Genomic DNA, 15092 nt, shown 5'->3' with positions numbered 1-15092 from the left:
AAACGAAGGCGGGAGTTCGACATGGGAAAGAAGAGATTTGCGGTTTTGGCCGGTGTCGTGCTCGCCGCGTCCGGGGCGGCTGCCTTCGTTACTTTTGGCATTCCCACCCAAAGGGCCTCTGCCCTGAGCGATCCGAGACAAGAGCTACCGATCGTCAACCTGGTGACGGCAGCGCGAGTGGCCGGATCCGAACGCGGCTTCACCGGCGTTGTCGGGGCGCGGGTGGAAAGCAATCTCGGTTTTCGCGTCGCCGGCAAGATCGTGGAACGCCTGGTGAATGTCGGTCAGCAGGTCAAAGCCGGCGAGCCGCTGCTGCGCATCGACGAAACCGATCTCCGCCTTGCACTCGCGGCGAAACGCAACGCCGTCGTCGCAGCGCGCGCAACCGTCGTTCAGACCGACGCGGATGAGAAGCGATATGCCAACCTGGTCAACGACGGATGGACGTCCCGACAGCGGTACGAGCAGGCGAAAGCCGCCTCGGACACCGCCAACGCGCAACTCGCCGCGGCCGAAGCCGACGCGCGCGTCGCCGAGAACCAGGCGACCTATTCGGTCCTGGTGGCCGACGCGGACGGAACGGTCATGCAAACGCTTGGCGAGCCGGGACAAGTGGTCTCCGCGGGCCAGACGGTCGTTCGACTCGCACAGTCCGGTCCTCGCGAAGCTGTGGTCGCGCTTCCCGAAACGATGCGGCCGGCGATCGGCTCGCTCGCCGAGGCGAGCCTGTATGGGAGCGATGGACGCCGCTTTACTGCGCATCTCCGGCAGTTGTCGGATTCCGCCGATGTCCAGACCCGTACCTACGAGGCCCGCTATGTGCTCGACGGCGAGGCCGCGGCGGCACCTCTTGGCGCGACGGTCACCATTCGGCTTGCAAGCCAGGAGACTCTCCCGGAAGTCCAGGTCCCGCTGGGAGCCGTGCTCGATGACGGCACAAAGACCGGCGTTTGGGTCTTCGACAGCGGCATCTCGGCTGTACACTTTCAGCCCATCAAGCTTGTGCGTGTGACGAGCGAAACTGCCGTTATCTCCGGGTTGAGCTCAGGTGATCGGGTCGTTTCGCTGGGCGCTCACCTCCTGCAAGAAGGCGCGCGCGTCAGGACTGCCTCCGAAAGCAGGAGCAACTGATGAGCCTCAATCTCTCCGCGGTCGCCGTTCGCGAACGAGCCGTCACCCTGTTCTTCATCCTCCTGCTGGCGGCCGCGGGCGCCTACGCCTTCTTCAAGCTCGGCCGCGCGGAGGATCCCTCCTTCACGATCAAGACCCTGACGGTCACGACGGTGTGGCCCGGCGCGACAGCGCGCGAGATGCAGGACCAGGTCGCCGAACCCCTGGAGAAGCGGATTCAGGAGCTGACCTGGTACGACCGCGTGGAGACGACCACGCGGCCGGGTTATGCCTACATGACGGTGACGCTGAAGGACAGCACGCCGCCGTCCGTCGTGCAGGAGGAGTTCTACCAGGCCCGCAAGAAGCTCGGGGATGAAGCGCGCAAGCTGCCGTCCGGTGTGCTTGGCCCCTTCGTCAACGACGAATATTCGGACGTGAGCTTCGCCCTTTATGCCCTCAAGGCGAAAGGCATGCCGATGCGGGAGCTCGCCAGGCAAGCCGAGACCATTCGCCAGGACCTCCTGCACGTGCCCGGCGTCAAGAAGATCAACATCCTCGGGGAACGTCCCGAGCAAATCTTCGTCGAGTTTTCCTATCCCAAGCTGGCAACGCTCGGTATGTCGGCACAGGATATCGTTGCCGCCTTGCAGCGGCAGAACACCGTCACGCCGGCCGGCTCGATCGACACCAGGGGGCCGCAGGTCTTCATCCGGGTCGATGGTGCCTATGACAGCGTCCAGGCGATCGCCGACGCCCCGATCGTCGCTGCGGGGCGGACCCTGAAACTCTCCGACATCGCCGCAGTCCGCCGCGGTTACGAGGATCCTCCGACCTATCTCATCCGGCACCAAGGCGAGCCGTCCATCATGCTCGCGGCGGTCATGCAAGAGGGCTGGAATGGCCTCGCGCTCGGCAAGGCGCTGGAGGAGAGGTCCGCAGCGATCTCCCGGACGCTGCCACTCGGGATGTCTCTGGCCAAGGTCAGCGACCAGGCCGTCAACATCAGTTCGGCCGTCGACGAATTCATGATGAAGTTCGCGATGGCGCTCGGCGTGGTGCTGCTGGTGAGCCTGCTCAGCCTCGGCTGGCGCGTCGGCATCGTGGTCGCGGCTGCCGTTCCTCTGACCCTTGCCGTCGTGTTTCTCATCATGCTGGAGACCGGCCGGTTCTTCGACCGCATCACGCTGGGTGCCCTCATCCTGGCGCTTGGTCTTCTCGTGGACGACGCCATCATCGCCATCGAGGTGATGGTGGTGAAAATGGAAGAGGGCATGGACCGCATCCGGGCGGCGGCCTATGCGTGGAGCCACACGGCGGCGCCGATGCTGTCGGGAACACTGGTGACGATCGCCGGCTTCCTGCCGGTGGGCTTCGCGCGCTCGACGGCCGGCGAATACGCCGGCAACATCTTCTGGGTCGTGGGATTCGCCCTCATCGTCTCCTGGATCGTCGCGGTGGTCTTCACGCCCTATCTGGGTGTCAAGATGCTGCCAGCGATCCAACCGATCGAAGGTGGTCACCACGCGATTTACGGTACGCCGAATTATCGGCGCCTGCGCGCGGTCATTACGTTCGCCGTGCGCCACAAGTTCGTAACCAGTGGCATCGTTGCCGTCGCTTTCGCGTTGTCGATCGTCGGCATGGGCGGCGTCAAGCAGCAGTTCTTCCCGACCTCCGACCGCCCCGAAGTGCTGGTGGAGGTTCGTCTGCCGGAAGGCACCAGCATCGAGACGACCACCGCCGCAGCCGAGAAGCTCGAGCGCTGGCTGCACGATCAGCCCGAGGCGAAGATCGTCACGAGCTATATCGGCCAGGGCGCGCCGCGCTTCTTCTTCGCGATGGCCCCGGAACTGCCTGATCCGGCCTTCGCCAAAATCGTCGTGCTGACGCCGGATGCGGAGGCGCGCGAAGATCTCAAGCACCGGCTCCGACAGGCGGTGTCACAGGGGCTCGCACCTGAGGCCAATGTGCGCGTCACGCAGCTCGTGTTCGGACCCTACACGCCATTCCCGGTCGAGTTTCGGGTCACGGGGCCTGATCCGGCGCAATTGTACGCCATCTCCGAAAAAGCCCTCGGTATCATGCGTGGTGTTCCCGATGTGCGCCAAGCGAACCGCGACTGGGGTGATCGCACGCCCGTGCTCCGCTTCATCCCGGATCAGGATCGACTGAACCTCATCGGCCTTTCGCCAACGGAGGTGGGCCGGCAACTCCAGTTTCTCCTCACTGGCATCACCGTGACGCAGGTCCGCGAGGACATTCGCAATGTCCCGATCGTAGCGCGCAGCGCCGGCGGAGAGCGGCTGGATCCGACGCGTCTGGCGGATTTCTCGCTGATGAGCCGGGACGGCCGCCCAATTCCGCTCGACCAGGTCGGACATTCGGAAGTCCAACTTGAAGAGCCGATCCTGAAGCGTCGCGATCGTACCCCCGTCGTCACCATCCGCTCGGACATCAACGAGGCGACCCAACCTCCGGAGGTGTCCAAGGAGATCAGGACGGCCCTTCAGCCGCTGATCGCGTCGCTGCCGGCCGGCTATCGCATCGAATTGGGCGGATCGATCGAGGAGGCGACCAAGGCCAACGATGCGCTCGCGACGATCTTTCCCGCCATGATTGCCGCCATGCTGATCGTCATCATATTGCAGGTGCGATCGTTCTCGACGATGGCCATGGTCGTGCTGACGGGACCGCTCGGCCTCGTCGGCGTCGTGCCGATGTTGCTGATCTTTCACCAGCCCTTCGGGTTCAACGCCATTCTGGGCCTGATCGGATTGGCTGGCATCCTGATGCGCAACACGCTGATCCTGACCGAACAGATCAAGGAGAACCTTGCCGCCGGCCTCGACGACTATCACGCGGTGATCGAAGCCACGGTGCAGCGTACGAGGCCCGTGATCCTGACCGCACTTGCTGCCGTGCTGGCCTTCATTCCCCTCACGCACTCGGTCTTCTGGGGATCGATGGCCTATACGCTGATCGGCGGCACGGCCGTCGGCACGGTCCTGATCCTGCTGTTCCTGCCTGCGCTTTATGCCGTGTGGTTCCGGATCAAGCCGACTGCCGATGAGATTCATGAGCATTCGACGCAGGAACCGGAATTGCAAACATCGATGGCTGCCGAGTAGGGCTCGGCCGCATCCATGAATCGTCCGGTCCGAACGGTCACCGACTCTGACGAGGCGCGCGCGCGTATCCTGGAGGTGGCGGAGGAGCACTTTCGCCGCGTCGGTTACCACAGGACGTCGGTGGCTGACATCGCCTCGGGGCTCGGCATGAGCCCGGCAAATGTCTACCGCTTCTTTCCCTCCAGGGATGCGATTAACGAGTCCATTTGCGGTCGGGTTTTGGAGGAGGTTACTGAGATCGCTTTTGCGATCGCAGGTTCGAACGCACCGGCCACAGAAAAACTCGACAAGCTCCTGACCGCCGTTCACCAGCACAACAAGATGACGCTGGTCAAGGAAAGGCGCATGCACGAGCTGATTGTCGCCGCCATGCACGAGAACTGGGCGATCATCAAGGCGCACATGGAGCGATTGCTGACAATCTTCGAGGCGATCATACGCGAGGGCGTTCAAGCGGGCGAATTCGAGGTCGAAGATGCCGCGGAAGCCGCGCGAGCGGTCAACGCCGCCTTCATGCCGTTCTTCCATCCGATGCTGATCGAGCATTGCCTTCAATGCGGCGAAGATCCGGAAGCAGGGTTGCGCGTCCAGATTCGCTTCATCCTGAAAGCTCTCGGCAGGTCCGATCAAACAGTCTGCCTTAGCCGGACCTGATGCACTCGGTCGCCGCACATCGCCGTCTAGCGTTTGTGACTTCACCAAGCGGCACGCCGATGCGGAAAACTAGGAATACCTGAATGAAGTTTTCTGTGTGGTCGCTGGGGCTGATGCTGCTGACGACGTCTGCGAAGGCGCGTGATGACGGGCGCTACGCCAATTCGCCCCTGAAAGGATGGTTCGAGAGCCTACAAAGCGAATTCGGGCAATGTTGTTCGGACTCAGACGGATACTTCATTGCCGATGTCGACTGGAAGTCCGATCACGGACATTATCGTGTGCGCATCGACGATGAGTGGGTGCTGGTCCCTGACGGCGCCGTGGTCACGCAGCCGAACAAGACCGGCAGGACCATGGTGTGGAAGTACTATATCGATGGTCATCCGCGGGTCCGCTGTTTCATGCCGGGCACCATGATGTGACTTGTGTACTGACGCGACGCGGAGCGGTCTGGCATTCGATCTGGGCTTGCTTGCGCAGTGCGATACGTACGACAGCAGAAGAGTTTCCTAAAGACGCTCCGACCACGAGTCAGTGACCCATTGCTCGAGCTGTTCGGGCTGCAAATCAACGCCCGTGCCGGGACCTTCCGGTATCGTGAGCATGCCGCGCTGATCAAGCGATGGTGTGCCGGCGAGGCGCAGGAGCGGGTTATCCATCATGTCGTACTCCACGAATGGATACACTGCGCAGGCTCCGCCGCGGCGTGGTTCAAGCACAGCCGACATTTGAAGTGAGGCGTGGAAATTTACGGCCGTACCGAACACATGGGGCATGATGGGCAGATCATAGGCTTGCGCGAGCGCCCAAACTTGCCGAAAGCCGCTGTAACCTCCGCATATCGAAAGATCGGGTTGAAGAATATCGAAGGTACCTGCGGCCAGAAAATCGCGGAAGGCACGCAGGCTTCCGAGTGCCTCTCCGCCCGCGGTGGCAACCTTGGCGGCGCGCGTAAAGGATTGATAGCCCGGGAGGTCCTCCGGCTGAACTGGTTCTTCAATCCAGAGCAGGTCGGCATCCTCCATGAACTTGGTCGCGCGGATGGCGGCTGCTGCGGTATAGCTCTGGTTGATATCGACCATGATATCGATGTCAGGGCCCACCTGCTTGCGAAGCGCGTTTGCCATCAAGCCATCGGATCTTGGCTCAACGCCGCCCCTTGGCTTGATGGCTTTGAAGTTCAGCGAAAGATACTGATCGACCTCGCGCGGATACTCCCGGTAGGGATCGGGCTGCATTCGCACGAAGGGTCCGCTTGCGTAAGCAAACACCTCGTTGCGCACCGCTCCGCCCATCAGCGCTGCTACGCTGATTCCATGCATTTGCGCAGCAAGATCGTGCAGGGCGATGTCGATGGCCGATATCGCCATCATCGCCGCGCCCCGCCGATCATACCCGAGACAACCGCACATCGATTGAAAGTGGCGGCCATAGTCGGCGGGCGACTTGCCCAGGATCAGTCCGGCCAACCGGGCGCGAATAAAGGCGCCTGCGGTGTGCGGGGAATTGCCTGCCTCTCCCCACCCGGAAAGGCCGCTATCTGTGCATATCTGGATAAGCAACGCCTCCCGCTTCCGGAACACGTTGAGGGCGTTTCCCATGGGCTCGGCCAGCGGGAAACTGAGATTGAAGCCACGAATTTCGATTATTTTCATAGCAGCTCACTGAGTACAGGTGAGGGCAGGGGTCAGCCCGGCTGAATATTTCCCTTCTCGACGATGCGAGTCCATTTTGCGATCTCGTCATTGATACGTGCCGCAAATTCGGAGGGCGAGCTGCCAACGGAAACAAAACCGAGGTCCGTTATCCTCAGTCGGAGTGCCTCGTCCCTGAAGGCCTTTTCGGTAACCTGTGCAAGCTTCTCGATGATGGGAGGCGGCAGCGCAGCCGGTCCGACCATGCCGAAGATCGGCGTGGCGTCCACGGCCGGCAAGCCGGCCTCGGCCATCGTGGGGACGTCGGGCAGCTGTGCGACGCGGCCGTCCCCTGTAACGGCCAGGGCACGGACCAGACCCTGACGTACCTGCTGTCCGATTGCTGCAACGGTGGCGAACGTCATTTGCACCTGGCCGCCAATCAGATCGGTGATGGCCGGCCCGCCGCCTCGATAAGGCACATGAAAAATATCGATCTCGGCGGCTTGTCGCAGCTGCTCTCCCGCCAAATGAATGGCCGTTCCAAGACCGGCCGAGGCGAAGTTGATCTTGCCCGGCTGAGCTTTGGCGAGCGCTACAAATTCCTGCAGGGTATTGGCGGCGACAGAAGGATGTACGACCAGAACGAGTGGGGATGTCGCCAAAAGCGAGATCGGCACAAAGTCCGTTTTGGTGTTGTAGGGAAGCTTCGCGCGAAACAGGGCAGGGTTGATGACAAAAGCGCTATCGATAACTCCGATGGTATGGCCGTCAGTTGAGGCGGTCGCGACCGCCTGCGTGCCGACCATGCTCGCGCCGCCACCGCGATTATCGACAATGAAGGGCTGGCCCAGCGCACGTTCCAATTCCGGTGAAACCAGCCGCGCAATGATGTCGGAGGCACCTCCCGCCGCATAGGGAACGATGATTTTCACAGGCCGTTGCGGGTAAGTCTGCGCCTTGACCGTTCGCAGGAACGGCGAAACAGCAACCGCGGTTGCCAGCCCCGAGCCGACGATCGCTCTTCGCGTAAATGGGGGCATGGCTCAATCGTTGAATTTGAAACCGGGTAAGGGCTCGCCCGGCGGTCCCGGATCGGCAATCGAAGCGCAATTGGACTGCATCGGGGTCCCGGCCAGCGCGGCCTGAACGAATGCAAGTTCGTCGGAATAGGCTGCGTGCACCGTTCCGTTATGGCTCACGCCAGCATAGGTCTTCCAAACCACGTGGCTCCCTGCAGCGCAGAGTGCTGCAACCGCTGCATATTGGTGCCGTGGGTAGATCGACTTGTCAGCCAAACCTGTGGCGAGAAAGACCGGTACCGGCATTCGAACCGGACTCATGTCTCTAACAGTGCTTACACGATCCGCGATTTCAGGGTCTTTCAGGCTGTTTGCCAGAGTGAGGCCGTTGCTGCGAACCACCTGTGCAAGCCCCGCGTTACATCCCTCTCGGGCGGCTTGCAGCAATGGCTTCCCTGCTTCAGTTACGAGGTCGTCCGGCTTTCTTGCGTCGTCCCCGAGAGCACCGCCAATCATCATCAGAATGGTGAGTTGCGGCGGAATTGAACGTGCAAAACTCTGCTCGCTTGAAGGCTTCTTGTCTGCGGCGGGAAACGCGGAAATGATGCCGGTTGCGATCGCTGCCTTGATATTAAGCTCAGGTGCGTAGGAAGGTGCGAGACGCGTCGCCCCGAGCGAGGCGCCGGAGCCTTGCGACTGACCCGTGATGATGATCGCATTGGCAATCGCTCCGTTTGAATGGTCGAGCGCTGCTCTTGCGGCATCGAGCACCGAGCGCCCTTCTGCTTCCCAGTACAGATAAGGATGCGGGCCAGGCCCGCCGAGACCTTGGTAGTCGGTCGCAACGACGGCGAACCCTTGTTCCAGCCAATTGTTGATGTACTCGCCGTCCCGCGGACGATGCCTGCTCCACGATGCGGCACACCTGTCGGAGCCGCCAAGCGTGCCATGCGCCCAGGCAACAAGCGGCCATCCGCCCTTTGGCGCGGCTTGCTTCGGAAGATAGAGCGTGCCGCTGACAGGAATGATGCCGGAACGCCATCTTGCATCCACCGAAGTGTACAGGATTCTCTTCGCCGTTGCGGCCGCAACGATCTCGGGCTGATCCGGTATGCCCTCTTCGCGTAGCATGAGACCTGGCTTCTCGGGCAGAGCGCCGCTCCAGCGGTAGAACGGCGACAGATCCTGGTCACCAACGGTCGGGCCCTGGGGCAGCGACTCCGCTGCGGCGTACGAAGCGCCCGGAAGAGGCGAGGCGCACACAGCGAGTGCCGCGACGCTCATTGTTGCAAGGGCTTTCATCGTTTCGTTCCTCCACTTTTTCGTGCAGCTCGAGAGGCTGCGATCCTTTATGACTCGTCGCGTTGCTTGCTTCAGCACTAAGCGCACGTGGCTATTCCACCTGCAGCCCGACCCGGCGGATGACCTCTCCCCACTTTTCTGATTCCGCCTCGAGCAGCGCTGCCGCTTGAGCCGGGCTCGTAGCCCGCGGCTCGAGGCCGATCTTGGCGAACTGGGCCACCCCATCGGGCTCCAGTAGAACGGCATTGAGTGCGGTGTTGATTTTGGCGACGGCTTCGTCCGACATCGCTGCCGGACCGTACAGCGCGAACCAGGTTTCGACTTGATAGTTGGGCAAACCTGCCTCGGCCGAACTCGGCACGTCCGGCAGCAGCGGCGTACGCTGCTGCGATGGGACGACCAAAGGGCGCAATTTACCATCGGCGATGTAGGGCGCCGAGTTACCGATGGCGTCGACCATCACCTGCAGCCTTCCGCCGAGCACATCGGTCAGCGCAGGTCCGTTGCCGCCATAGGGAACATGCAGCATCTCGAACCCAGCGATGTTCTTCAGCAACTCGCCGGCGAGATGCAGGATGACGCCGGTCGCAGAACCGTAGGCGAGCTTGGTTGGGTTCGCTTTGCCATAGGCGATCAGTTCCTGCAGGCTGTGTACGGGCACGCTCGGATTGACAGAGACGACCAGAGGACCGGTGCCGATCAGCCCCAGCGAAGTAAAATCGCTAATCCCGTCATAGGGCACGGGTTTGCGCAGATGCGGATTTACCGCATGGGTGGATACGCCGCCGAGCAACAGCGTGTATCCATCGGATACCGACTTTGCGACGAATTGCGATCCGATGATCGCGCCCGCGCCAGGCCGGTTCTCGATGATGATCGCTTGCCCTAGCCGCTCGCGCATGCGCTCTGCGATGAAACGGGCGACGACGTCGCTGCTCCCGCCAGCTGCGTAGGGCACGATCAGCTTGATGACCCGGTTAGGATAGTCGCTCTGCGCGCGGGCAAGCCAGGGAGTTGCGAGCGCGCCGAGCAGGCCAAGACTAGCCCGCCGCGTCAGCCCTCTCGCCATGGTCATCCTGTCTCTCCCGGTCTTTCGCCGACCGCAAGCCGCGCGGCGTTATTTTCCGGCTTTCCAGCATGCCCGCCGTTTCCGGCCTGACCAGCCCGAAACCGCCTGCAATCGACCACCACATGTGATCGGCGCGATGGACGATCAGGCATTCGAGGCTGCGCTGCATCAGGTCGCCCTCGTAGGAATGGCCGATTGCGATGTGCGCGATTTCTTCGGGCGGCCCCACCGCAATGCAGATGTAGGCGCCGTAGACCGGATGCGCAGTGCGGGCGAGCCGGCCTGCGACTTGCCCGCTTCCCATCGTCTGCGGTTGGCGGGATCGAACTCCCAGGCCTTGCCGACATAGTGCAGCAGTGCACCCGCCAGAACGATGTCGCGGTCGACAGTGGCTTCGGGGAATTCCTGCGCAAACTCGTCTGCGATTGCGATCGCGATTCGGGCCACGCTGCGCAGATGAACTGCCTGGCTGCCCCTCTTCAGCGCGAAGACCCCCGGCGTCGCCTCTCCGGGAATGGCGGTGGGTCGCGGAAAATCCGTTTCGGCCAATGCAGAGGCCCAGGCCTCGATGGCCTTGTGACGCAGTTCTTCATCGCGAATGTCATCAAGTTCCGGCAGATCCTCGAGCACCGTTGCGCGCAGCGCGTCTGTGACCGGGCGGGGCCGGCGTCGATCAAGGAAATACATGGACAACCATTATTCGTCTCGATCCATGTTGCCGCCGCCCGTAACATAGTTTCAAATACCGATTTGATCATAGTTCATGCTCTGGGGTTATATATGGCGATCAGCGTACGGGAGATGGACGTGTTCCGATGCGTGATGCAATCAGGCTCGGTGACCAGCGCCGCCATCGCCTTGAATATCTCGCAACCGGCGGTCAGCCGGATGTTGCAGCAGGCAGAGGAGCGTCTCGGTTTCAGGCTGTTCGTGCGACAGAAGAAACGGCTGAAGCCGACGACGGAGGCGCAGACGCTTTTCGCAGAAGTTGTGAACGTCTTCGCGGCGATCGAACATACCCAGCGGCTGGCGCTCGAGCTTCGCGACGGTCGGGCTGGGCTCCTGACGGTCGCGACCGTGACCGGGTTCGGTCACACCATTGTGCCGCAGGCGGTCCAGCGCTTTCGCGCCGACCGGCCGGACGTCTCCGTTGTCGTTCAAACCATGACCGGGCCGGAGGTCGTCACCCGCGTCGCCCAAGGCCGAGCTGATCTCGGCCTGACCGTCGGCCCGATCGGGGATACGTCCCTTGAGAGCACTATTCTCTGCACCACCAGGCTCGGCTGCGTGCTTCCGATCGGTCACCCGCTTGTAGCTAAGGATGCTTTGAGCGCGCCCGACCTTGCCGACGAGCAGGTGATTTGTCCTGGTCCGCACTTGTCGATCGGAGCCGCAATCGTCGTTGCCTTTGCCGAAGCGAATTTGCGCCTGCGCATCGCGGTGGAGGCATCGCAGTCGAATATCGCCTGCGAGCTGGTTCGTGCCGGTGCCGGCATCGCGATCCTGGACGGCCTTGGGCTGCTCAGTGCCCGAACAAATGATCTCGTCACGCGCCCGTTCGCACCGAGCCTGCAAAGCGTCGCCCGGTTGCTGAAAGGAACAAAACGGCCGGTTTCTCGTCTCGTGGAAGAGTTTTCCGGAGTCGTGCAGAGGGTTACGGCCGATAGCGGCCTGACATAAGCCTTCGCATCCTCGGCTCTCTTTTGGAACCCGAGGCTCATTATCCTGACGACGCCAGTCGCGCAAATCGATTACGGTGAGCCAATGCGGACCCATACTGATTCGCAGCCGAAAGCGCTTTGCGCACGAACAGACCGATGTCACACTCGTCGGCCCAGCCGATCGCCCCATGCATTTGCAAGGCTTCCCGCGTCACCAGGAGGGCCGTGTCGCTTGCTCTTGCCTTGGCCCGCGAGACCGCCAGGGTGCGTGTCTTCGGATTGGAGCTTCGCTCTGCTTCAATTGCCGCACCCTCGATGCTGGCGCGGGTCAAAGCGAGTTGGATCATCAGGTCGGCTGCCCGATGCTGCAAGGCCTGGAATGCCGCAAGCGGCTGACCGAACTGCTGCCGTTGTTTGAGGTAGTCGAGAGTGATCTCAAAGGCTCGCTGTGCGAGCCCGAGCAGGTACGCGGCAGTCGCCAGTGCAGCCTCATCAAGCGCGTGCGTCAGTTCGTCCCTCACGTTGCCTGATACCGCGCGGCCGCCACTCGCCGGTACTTGAACAGTTGCAACTGTCGTTCCGTCCTGTTGCAGGTGTGGAAGGATAGACAGTTCGTTGGCATCGAACAGCAGGAGGTGAACACCACCATTTTGGGCGACCGGAACGAGGTAGAGCTCCGCGGCCCCCGTCATCGGGACAAATAGCCTGGCTGGTGTGGGGCCACAGCGCAGCTCGAGTCCGTCCGGCAGGTCCTGCCAGGCGAGCGCCACCGAGGTTTCGCCTGCGAGGACGCGCGCAAGCAGGTCGTGCTCGGTTGTGAGAGCGAGGGCTTGGGCTGCGAGGCTCCCGGCGATCAGTGGTTCGGGGACGAGTCCCCGGCCGAGCTCTTCATGGAGGGCGACGCTCTCCATCAGACCCATCCCGACCCCGCCTTGGGTCTCGGGAATGCGCAGACCAATCCAGCCCATCTCAGCCATCCGTCTCCAGACGGCGAGGTCGAAGCCAAGTGGCGCAAAGCGCAGTTTGCGCACACGTTCAAGGTTATCGTCGCGAGGCGCCACAGCTGCCGCACTTTCGCGGATCGCACGTACTTGTTCCAGCCTGTGTTCATCCATCGCGAGGTAACTCTGGTCTATTTCTCAGGTGAGCCCAGCCAATCGGCCAGAACATTCCCGGTATGCTCGCCAAGGGATGGCGGCAGACGATCGTAACGGACCGGCGTTTCGGAGAGACGTACAGGGTTGGCAATGAAGCGGAACGCGCCGACCTCCGGATCCGGCATCTCACGGACCATCTCGCGGTGCACGATTTGCGCATCCGAGAGTGCCGAGCCGAAGTCATTGAGCCGGCCGCATGGGATACCAGCCGCGTTCAAGCATTCCACCCAGTCAGCCGCGCTGCGCAATGCGAACGCGCGCTCGAGGATCGGAATGAGCTCGGCCTTGTGCGCCATGCGGTCCCGGTTGGTGACGAAGCGTTGATCGGCGGCCGTCTCGGGCGTACCCAAGGCTGCGCAGAGCGCGGCAAACTGCCGATCGTTGCCGACGGCGATCATGATCGCGGCGTCTGCTGCCGGAAATGCTTGCCAAGGCATGTTGATCTGGGACGCCGTCCCGGCCCGTGCGGGCATTTTTCCGGAGACAAGATAGTTCTGCGCAATATGCGACTGGGCGGCGAGCTGGGTATCGAGCAGGGCAATATCGATGTGCTGTCCGCGCCCGGTCACCTGATCCCGTGCGCGCAGCGCAACCATGATCGAAATCGCGGCATAGAAGCCGGCATTGATGTCGGAGACACTGTAGCCCACCAGCGCCGGGCCCGCACCCGGCGTGCCGTCAGGCTGGCCGGTCACGCTCATGAGTCCGCTCTCGGCCTGGAAGATCGGATCATAGCCCGGACGCGACGCGTACGGGCCGTCCTGGCCGTAACCGGTGATCGAGCAGTAAATGATCGCCACATTGCCGGCCGAGACCGTCTGATAGTCGAGGCCGAACTTTCGCAGGGTGCCGGTCTTGAAGTTTTCGATGAGAATGTCCGCTCGTTGCGCCAGCGCTTGCAGCATCGCGAGGTCGTCTTGATCCGCCATGTCGAGTGCGATTGATCGCTTGTTTCGGTTCATGGCAAGGAAGGATGAGGTCTGGCCTGTCTCGGTGCCGTCCGCTCGCTTCTGAGGAAACCCCATGCGGCGGACGTCGTCACCACCTCTGGGATGCTCGACCTTGACGACATCGGCGCCGAAATCTGCCAGCATCTGCGCGGCCCAAGGGCCTGCGAAGACGCGCGTCATGTCGAGCACCCTAAGACCAGCCAGTGCTTTGGGAGCGGACGTCATCGTGCCGGCATCCCCAGCTCGTTGCGCGCCAGCACATTGCGCAGGATCTCGGACGAGCCGCCGAAGATGGTCGCCGGCCGGGCCAGAAGAAACTGGCCGGACGGGTGCAGATCGCTCTCGTCCATGGGCTCGAACCGGGCAGCATGACCTCCACTGATCGCCACCATCGTTTCGGTGATGCGCTGGAACAGTTCCGTCTGTACGATCTTCAGGACCGAGATCTGTGCGTTCGGCATTTCGCCGCGTTTCACAGCCGCTACGATCGAAGCATAAAGTGCCTTCAGGTCGGCAAGGTCGAGCTGAAAGCGGGTATACGACGCTTGAAACTCTGGATCGTCAGCCACGCCGATTTCCTCGGCAAGCTGCTTCAGCCGGACAAGACCGCTCGAGGACAATTTCGGGCTGCCGATCGCGATGCGTTCGAAGCCAAGCAGCGCCTTGGCATAGGTCCAGCCCTTGTTGACTTCGCCAACGACGCGCTCCTTGGGTACGCGAACGTTCTCGAAGAACATCTCGGCGAACTCGTCGTGCATGTCGAGGTTGGTGATGCCGCGAACCGCAAGACCGGGAGTGTCGACGGGCACAAGGAGGAACGAGATGCCCTCTTGCTTCTTGCTCTCGTTGCCGGTGCGGGCGAGCACAAAGGCCCAGTTCGCGTCCGTTCCCAAGGTGATCCAGGTCTTTTGCCCGTTGAGCACCCAATGATCACCGTGATCCTTGGCGGCAAGGCGCAACGAGGCGAGATCCGATCCGGCGCCGGGCTCGGAATATGCCTGCGCCCAGATGTGCTCTCCGGATAGAATCCGCGGCAGGAAAAACCTCTTCTGTTCGTCGCTCCCGTGTTGGATCAGCAGCGGCCCCAGCATGACGAGCCCCTGATCGTTGACGCGCCCCGCGCCGAAACGCTCCATTTCCTCGATCATGATGAGCTGGCGTGTGCCTGACAGACCCATGCCGCCATATTCTCGCGGCCATCCCGGTGCGATCCACCCCTTTGCCGCCAGCCGCATGAACCATTCGCGATTTTCACGCCAAAACAAGCGCCGCGACGGATAGCGCACCATACCAGGAGGGTAATTGGCCTCGATCCAGTCGCGGACCTCCAGTCGGAACGCGTCGTCGCTCAGCGCGTCGAGGCGGTCCAGCTCCTTGGCATTCGCATTTGTCGACACGG

Annotated in this window: 14 protein-coding genes; 5 read left to right on the top strand and 9 right to left on the bottom strand. The window is 62.1% G+C overall.

Going from position 1 to position 15092, the window contains the following annotated elements; all coding sequences use genetic code 11:
• Positions 1-21 precede the first annotated feature (21 nt).
• The 4 genes from JJE66_RS35515 (at position 22) to JJE66_RS35500 (ending at position 5320) form a co-directional block, all read left to right on the top strand.
• Positions 22-1131: an efflux RND transporter periplasmic adaptor subunit gene (locus JJE66_RS35515; RefSeq protein ID WP_200520449.1), complete on the top strand. Its 1110-nt coding sequence runs from the start codon at positions 22-24 to the stop codon at positions 1129-1131.
• On the top strand, positions 1131-4241 hold the full coding sequence (locus JJE66_RS35510) for an efflux RND transporter permease subunit (protein ID WP_200520448.1): 3111 nt from the start codon (positions 1131-1133) through the stop codon (positions 4239-4241). The genes JJE66_RS35515 and JJE66_RS35510 overlap by 1 nt, the downstream gene beginning before the upstream one ends.
• 15 nt (positions 4242-4256) lie before the next feature.
• Positions 4257-4895, top strand: a complete 639-nt coding sequence (locus tag JJE66_RS35505) for a TetR/AcrR family transcriptional regulator (protein ID WP_200520447.1) — start codon at positions 4257-4259, stop codon at positions 4893-4895.
• An 83-nt stretch (positions 4896-4978) separates the two neighbouring features.
• Positions 4979-5320 (top strand): hypothetical protein, encoded by a 342-nt coding sequence (locus JJE66_RS35500; protein WP_200520446.1) that lies wholly within the window; start codon positions 4979-4981, stop codon positions 5318-5320.
• Positions 5321-5407: 87 nt separating this feature from the next.
• Here the strand turns inward: JJE66_RS35500 and JJE66_RS35495 are convergent, their stop codons facing one another.
• The 6 genes from JJE66_RS35495 to JJE66_RS35470 form a co-directional block, all read right to left on the bottom strand.
• Positions 5408-6553, bottom strand: coding sequence for a mandelate racemase/muconate lactonizing enzyme family protein (locus JJE66_RS35495; RefSeq protein WP_200520445.1), 1146 nt, complete (start codon positions 6551-6553; stop codon positions 5408-5410).
• Positions 6554-6585: 32 nt separating this feature from the next.
• Positions 6586-7575: a tripartite tricarboxylate transporter substrate binding protein gene (locus tag JJE66_RS35490; RefSeq protein WP_200520444.1), complete on the bottom strand. Its 990-nt coding sequence runs from the start codon at positions 7573-7575 to the stop codon at positions 6586-6588.
• Positions 7576-7578: 3 nt separating this feature from the next.
• A complete protein-coding gene (locus tag JJE66_RS35485) occupies positions 7579-8856 on the bottom strand; it encodes a lipase family protein (RefSeq protein WP_246756821.1) in 1278 nt (425 codons plus the stop codon).
• 91 nt (positions 8857-8947) lie between these two features.
• Complete coding sequence (locus tag JJE66_RS35480; protein ID WP_200520443.1) at positions 8948-9931, bottom strand: tripartite tricarboxylate transporter substrate binding protein; 984 nt, start codon at positions 9929-9931, stop codon at positions 8948-8950.
• A complete protein-coding gene (locus JJE66_RS35475) occupies positions 9897-10094 on the bottom strand; it encodes a hypothetical protein (protein WP_200520442.1) in 198 nt (65 codons plus the stop codon). Before JJE66_RS35475 ends, JJE66_RS35480 begins: the two co-directional genes overlap by 35 nt.
• Entirely contained in the window at positions 10094-10555 is a 462-nt protein-coding gene (locus JJE66_RS35470) for a hypothetical protein (RefSeq protein ID WP_200520441.1), read from the bottom strand. The genes JJE66_RS35475 and JJE66_RS35470 overlap by 1 nt, the downstream gene beginning before the upstream one ends.
• Here JJE66_RS35470 and JJE66_RS35465 point away from each other — a divergent pair.
• Complete coding sequence (locus tag JJE66_RS35465) at positions 10502-11605, top strand: LysR substrate-binding domain-containing protein (protein WP_200520440.1); 1104 nt, start codon at positions 10502-10504, stop codon at positions 11603-11605. The two genes, JJE66_RS35470 and JJE66_RS35465, sit on opposite strands and share 54 nt — an antisense overlap.
• A 40-nt stretch (positions 11606-11645) precedes the next feature.
• Here JJE66_RS35465 and JJE66_RS35460 read toward each other — a convergent pair whose 3' ends face one another.
• Genes JJE66_RS35460 through JJE66_RS35450 form a run of 3 tightly spaced genes read right to left on the bottom strand, consistent with a single transcriptional unit; the run spans position 11646 to position 15090 of the window.
• A complete protein-coding gene (locus tag JJE66_RS35460) occupies positions 11646-12701 on the bottom strand; it encodes an acyl-CoA dehydrogenase family protein (protein ID WP_200520439.1) in 1056 nt (351 codons plus the stop codon).
• Positions 12702-12718: 17 nt separating this feature from the next.
• On the bottom strand, positions 12719-13918 hold the full coding sequence (locus JJE66_RS35455) for a CaiB/BaiF CoA-transferase family protein (RefSeq protein ID WP_200520438.1): 1200 nt from the start codon (positions 13916-13918) through the stop codon (positions 12719-12721).
• Positions 13915-15090, bottom strand: coding sequence for an acyl-CoA dehydrogenase family protein (locus JJE66_RS35450; RefSeq protein ID WP_311980250.1), 1176 nt, complete (start codon positions 15088-15090; stop codon positions 13915-13917). Before JJE66_RS35450 ends, JJE66_RS35455 begins: the two co-directional genes overlap by 4 nt.
• Positions 15091-15092 lie beyond the last annotated feature (2 nt).

The sequence above is a fragment of the Bradyrhizobium diazoefficiens genome (assembly GCF_016612535.1).
GTDB classification, from domain to species: Bacteria; Pseudomonadota; Alphaproteobacteria; order Rhizobiales; family Xanthobacteraceae; genus Bradyrhizobium; species Bradyrhizobium diazoefficiens_C.
This window is presented reverse-complemented; position numbering and strand designations above follow the sequence as displayed.

Coding starts and splice junctions, on each gene's coding strand:
- JJE66_RS35515 (WP_200520449.1), top strand. CDS start 22: ATGGGAAAGAAGAGATTTGCGGTTTTGGCCGGTGTCGTGCTCGCCGCG.
- JJE66_RS35510 (WP_200520448.1), top strand. CDS start 1,131: ATGAGCCTCAATCTCTCCGCGGTCGCCGTTCGCGAACGAGCCGTCACC.
- JJE66_RS35505 (WP_200520447.1), top strand. CDS start 4,257: ATGAATCGTCCGGTCCGAACGGTCACCGACTCTGACGAGGCGCGCGCG.
- JJE66_RS35500 (WP_200520446.1), top strand. CDS start 4,979: ATGAAGTTTTCTGTGTGGTCGCTGGGGCTGATGCTGCTGACGACGTCT.
- JJE66_RS35495 (WP_200520445.1), bottom strand. CDS start 6,553: ATGAAAATAATCGAAATTCGTGGCTTCAATCTCAGTTTCCCGCTGGCC.
- JJE66_RS35490 (WP_200520444.1), bottom strand. CDS start 7,575: ATGCCCCCATTTACGCGAAGAGCGATCGTCGGCTCGGGGCTGGCAACC.
- JJE66_RS35485 (WP_246756821.1), bottom strand. CDS start 8,856: ATGAAAGCCCTTGCAACAATGAGCGTCGCGGCACTCGCTGTGTGCGCC.
- JJE66_RS35480 (WP_200520443.1), bottom strand. CDS start 9,931: ATGACCATGGCGAGAGGGCTGACGCGGCGGGCTAGTCTTGGCCTGCTC.
- JJE66_RS35475 (WP_200520442.1), bottom strand. CDS start 10,094: ATGCAGCGCAGCCTCGAATGCCTGATCGTCCATCGCGCCGATCACATG.
- JJE66_RS35460 (WP_200520439.1), bottom strand. CDS start 12,701: ATGGATGAACACAGGCTGGAACAAGTACGTGCGATCCGCGAAAGTGCG.
- JJE66_RS35455 (WP_200520438.1), bottom strand. CDS start 13,918: ATGACGTCCGCTCCCAAAGCACTGGCTGGTCTTAGGGTGCTCGACATG.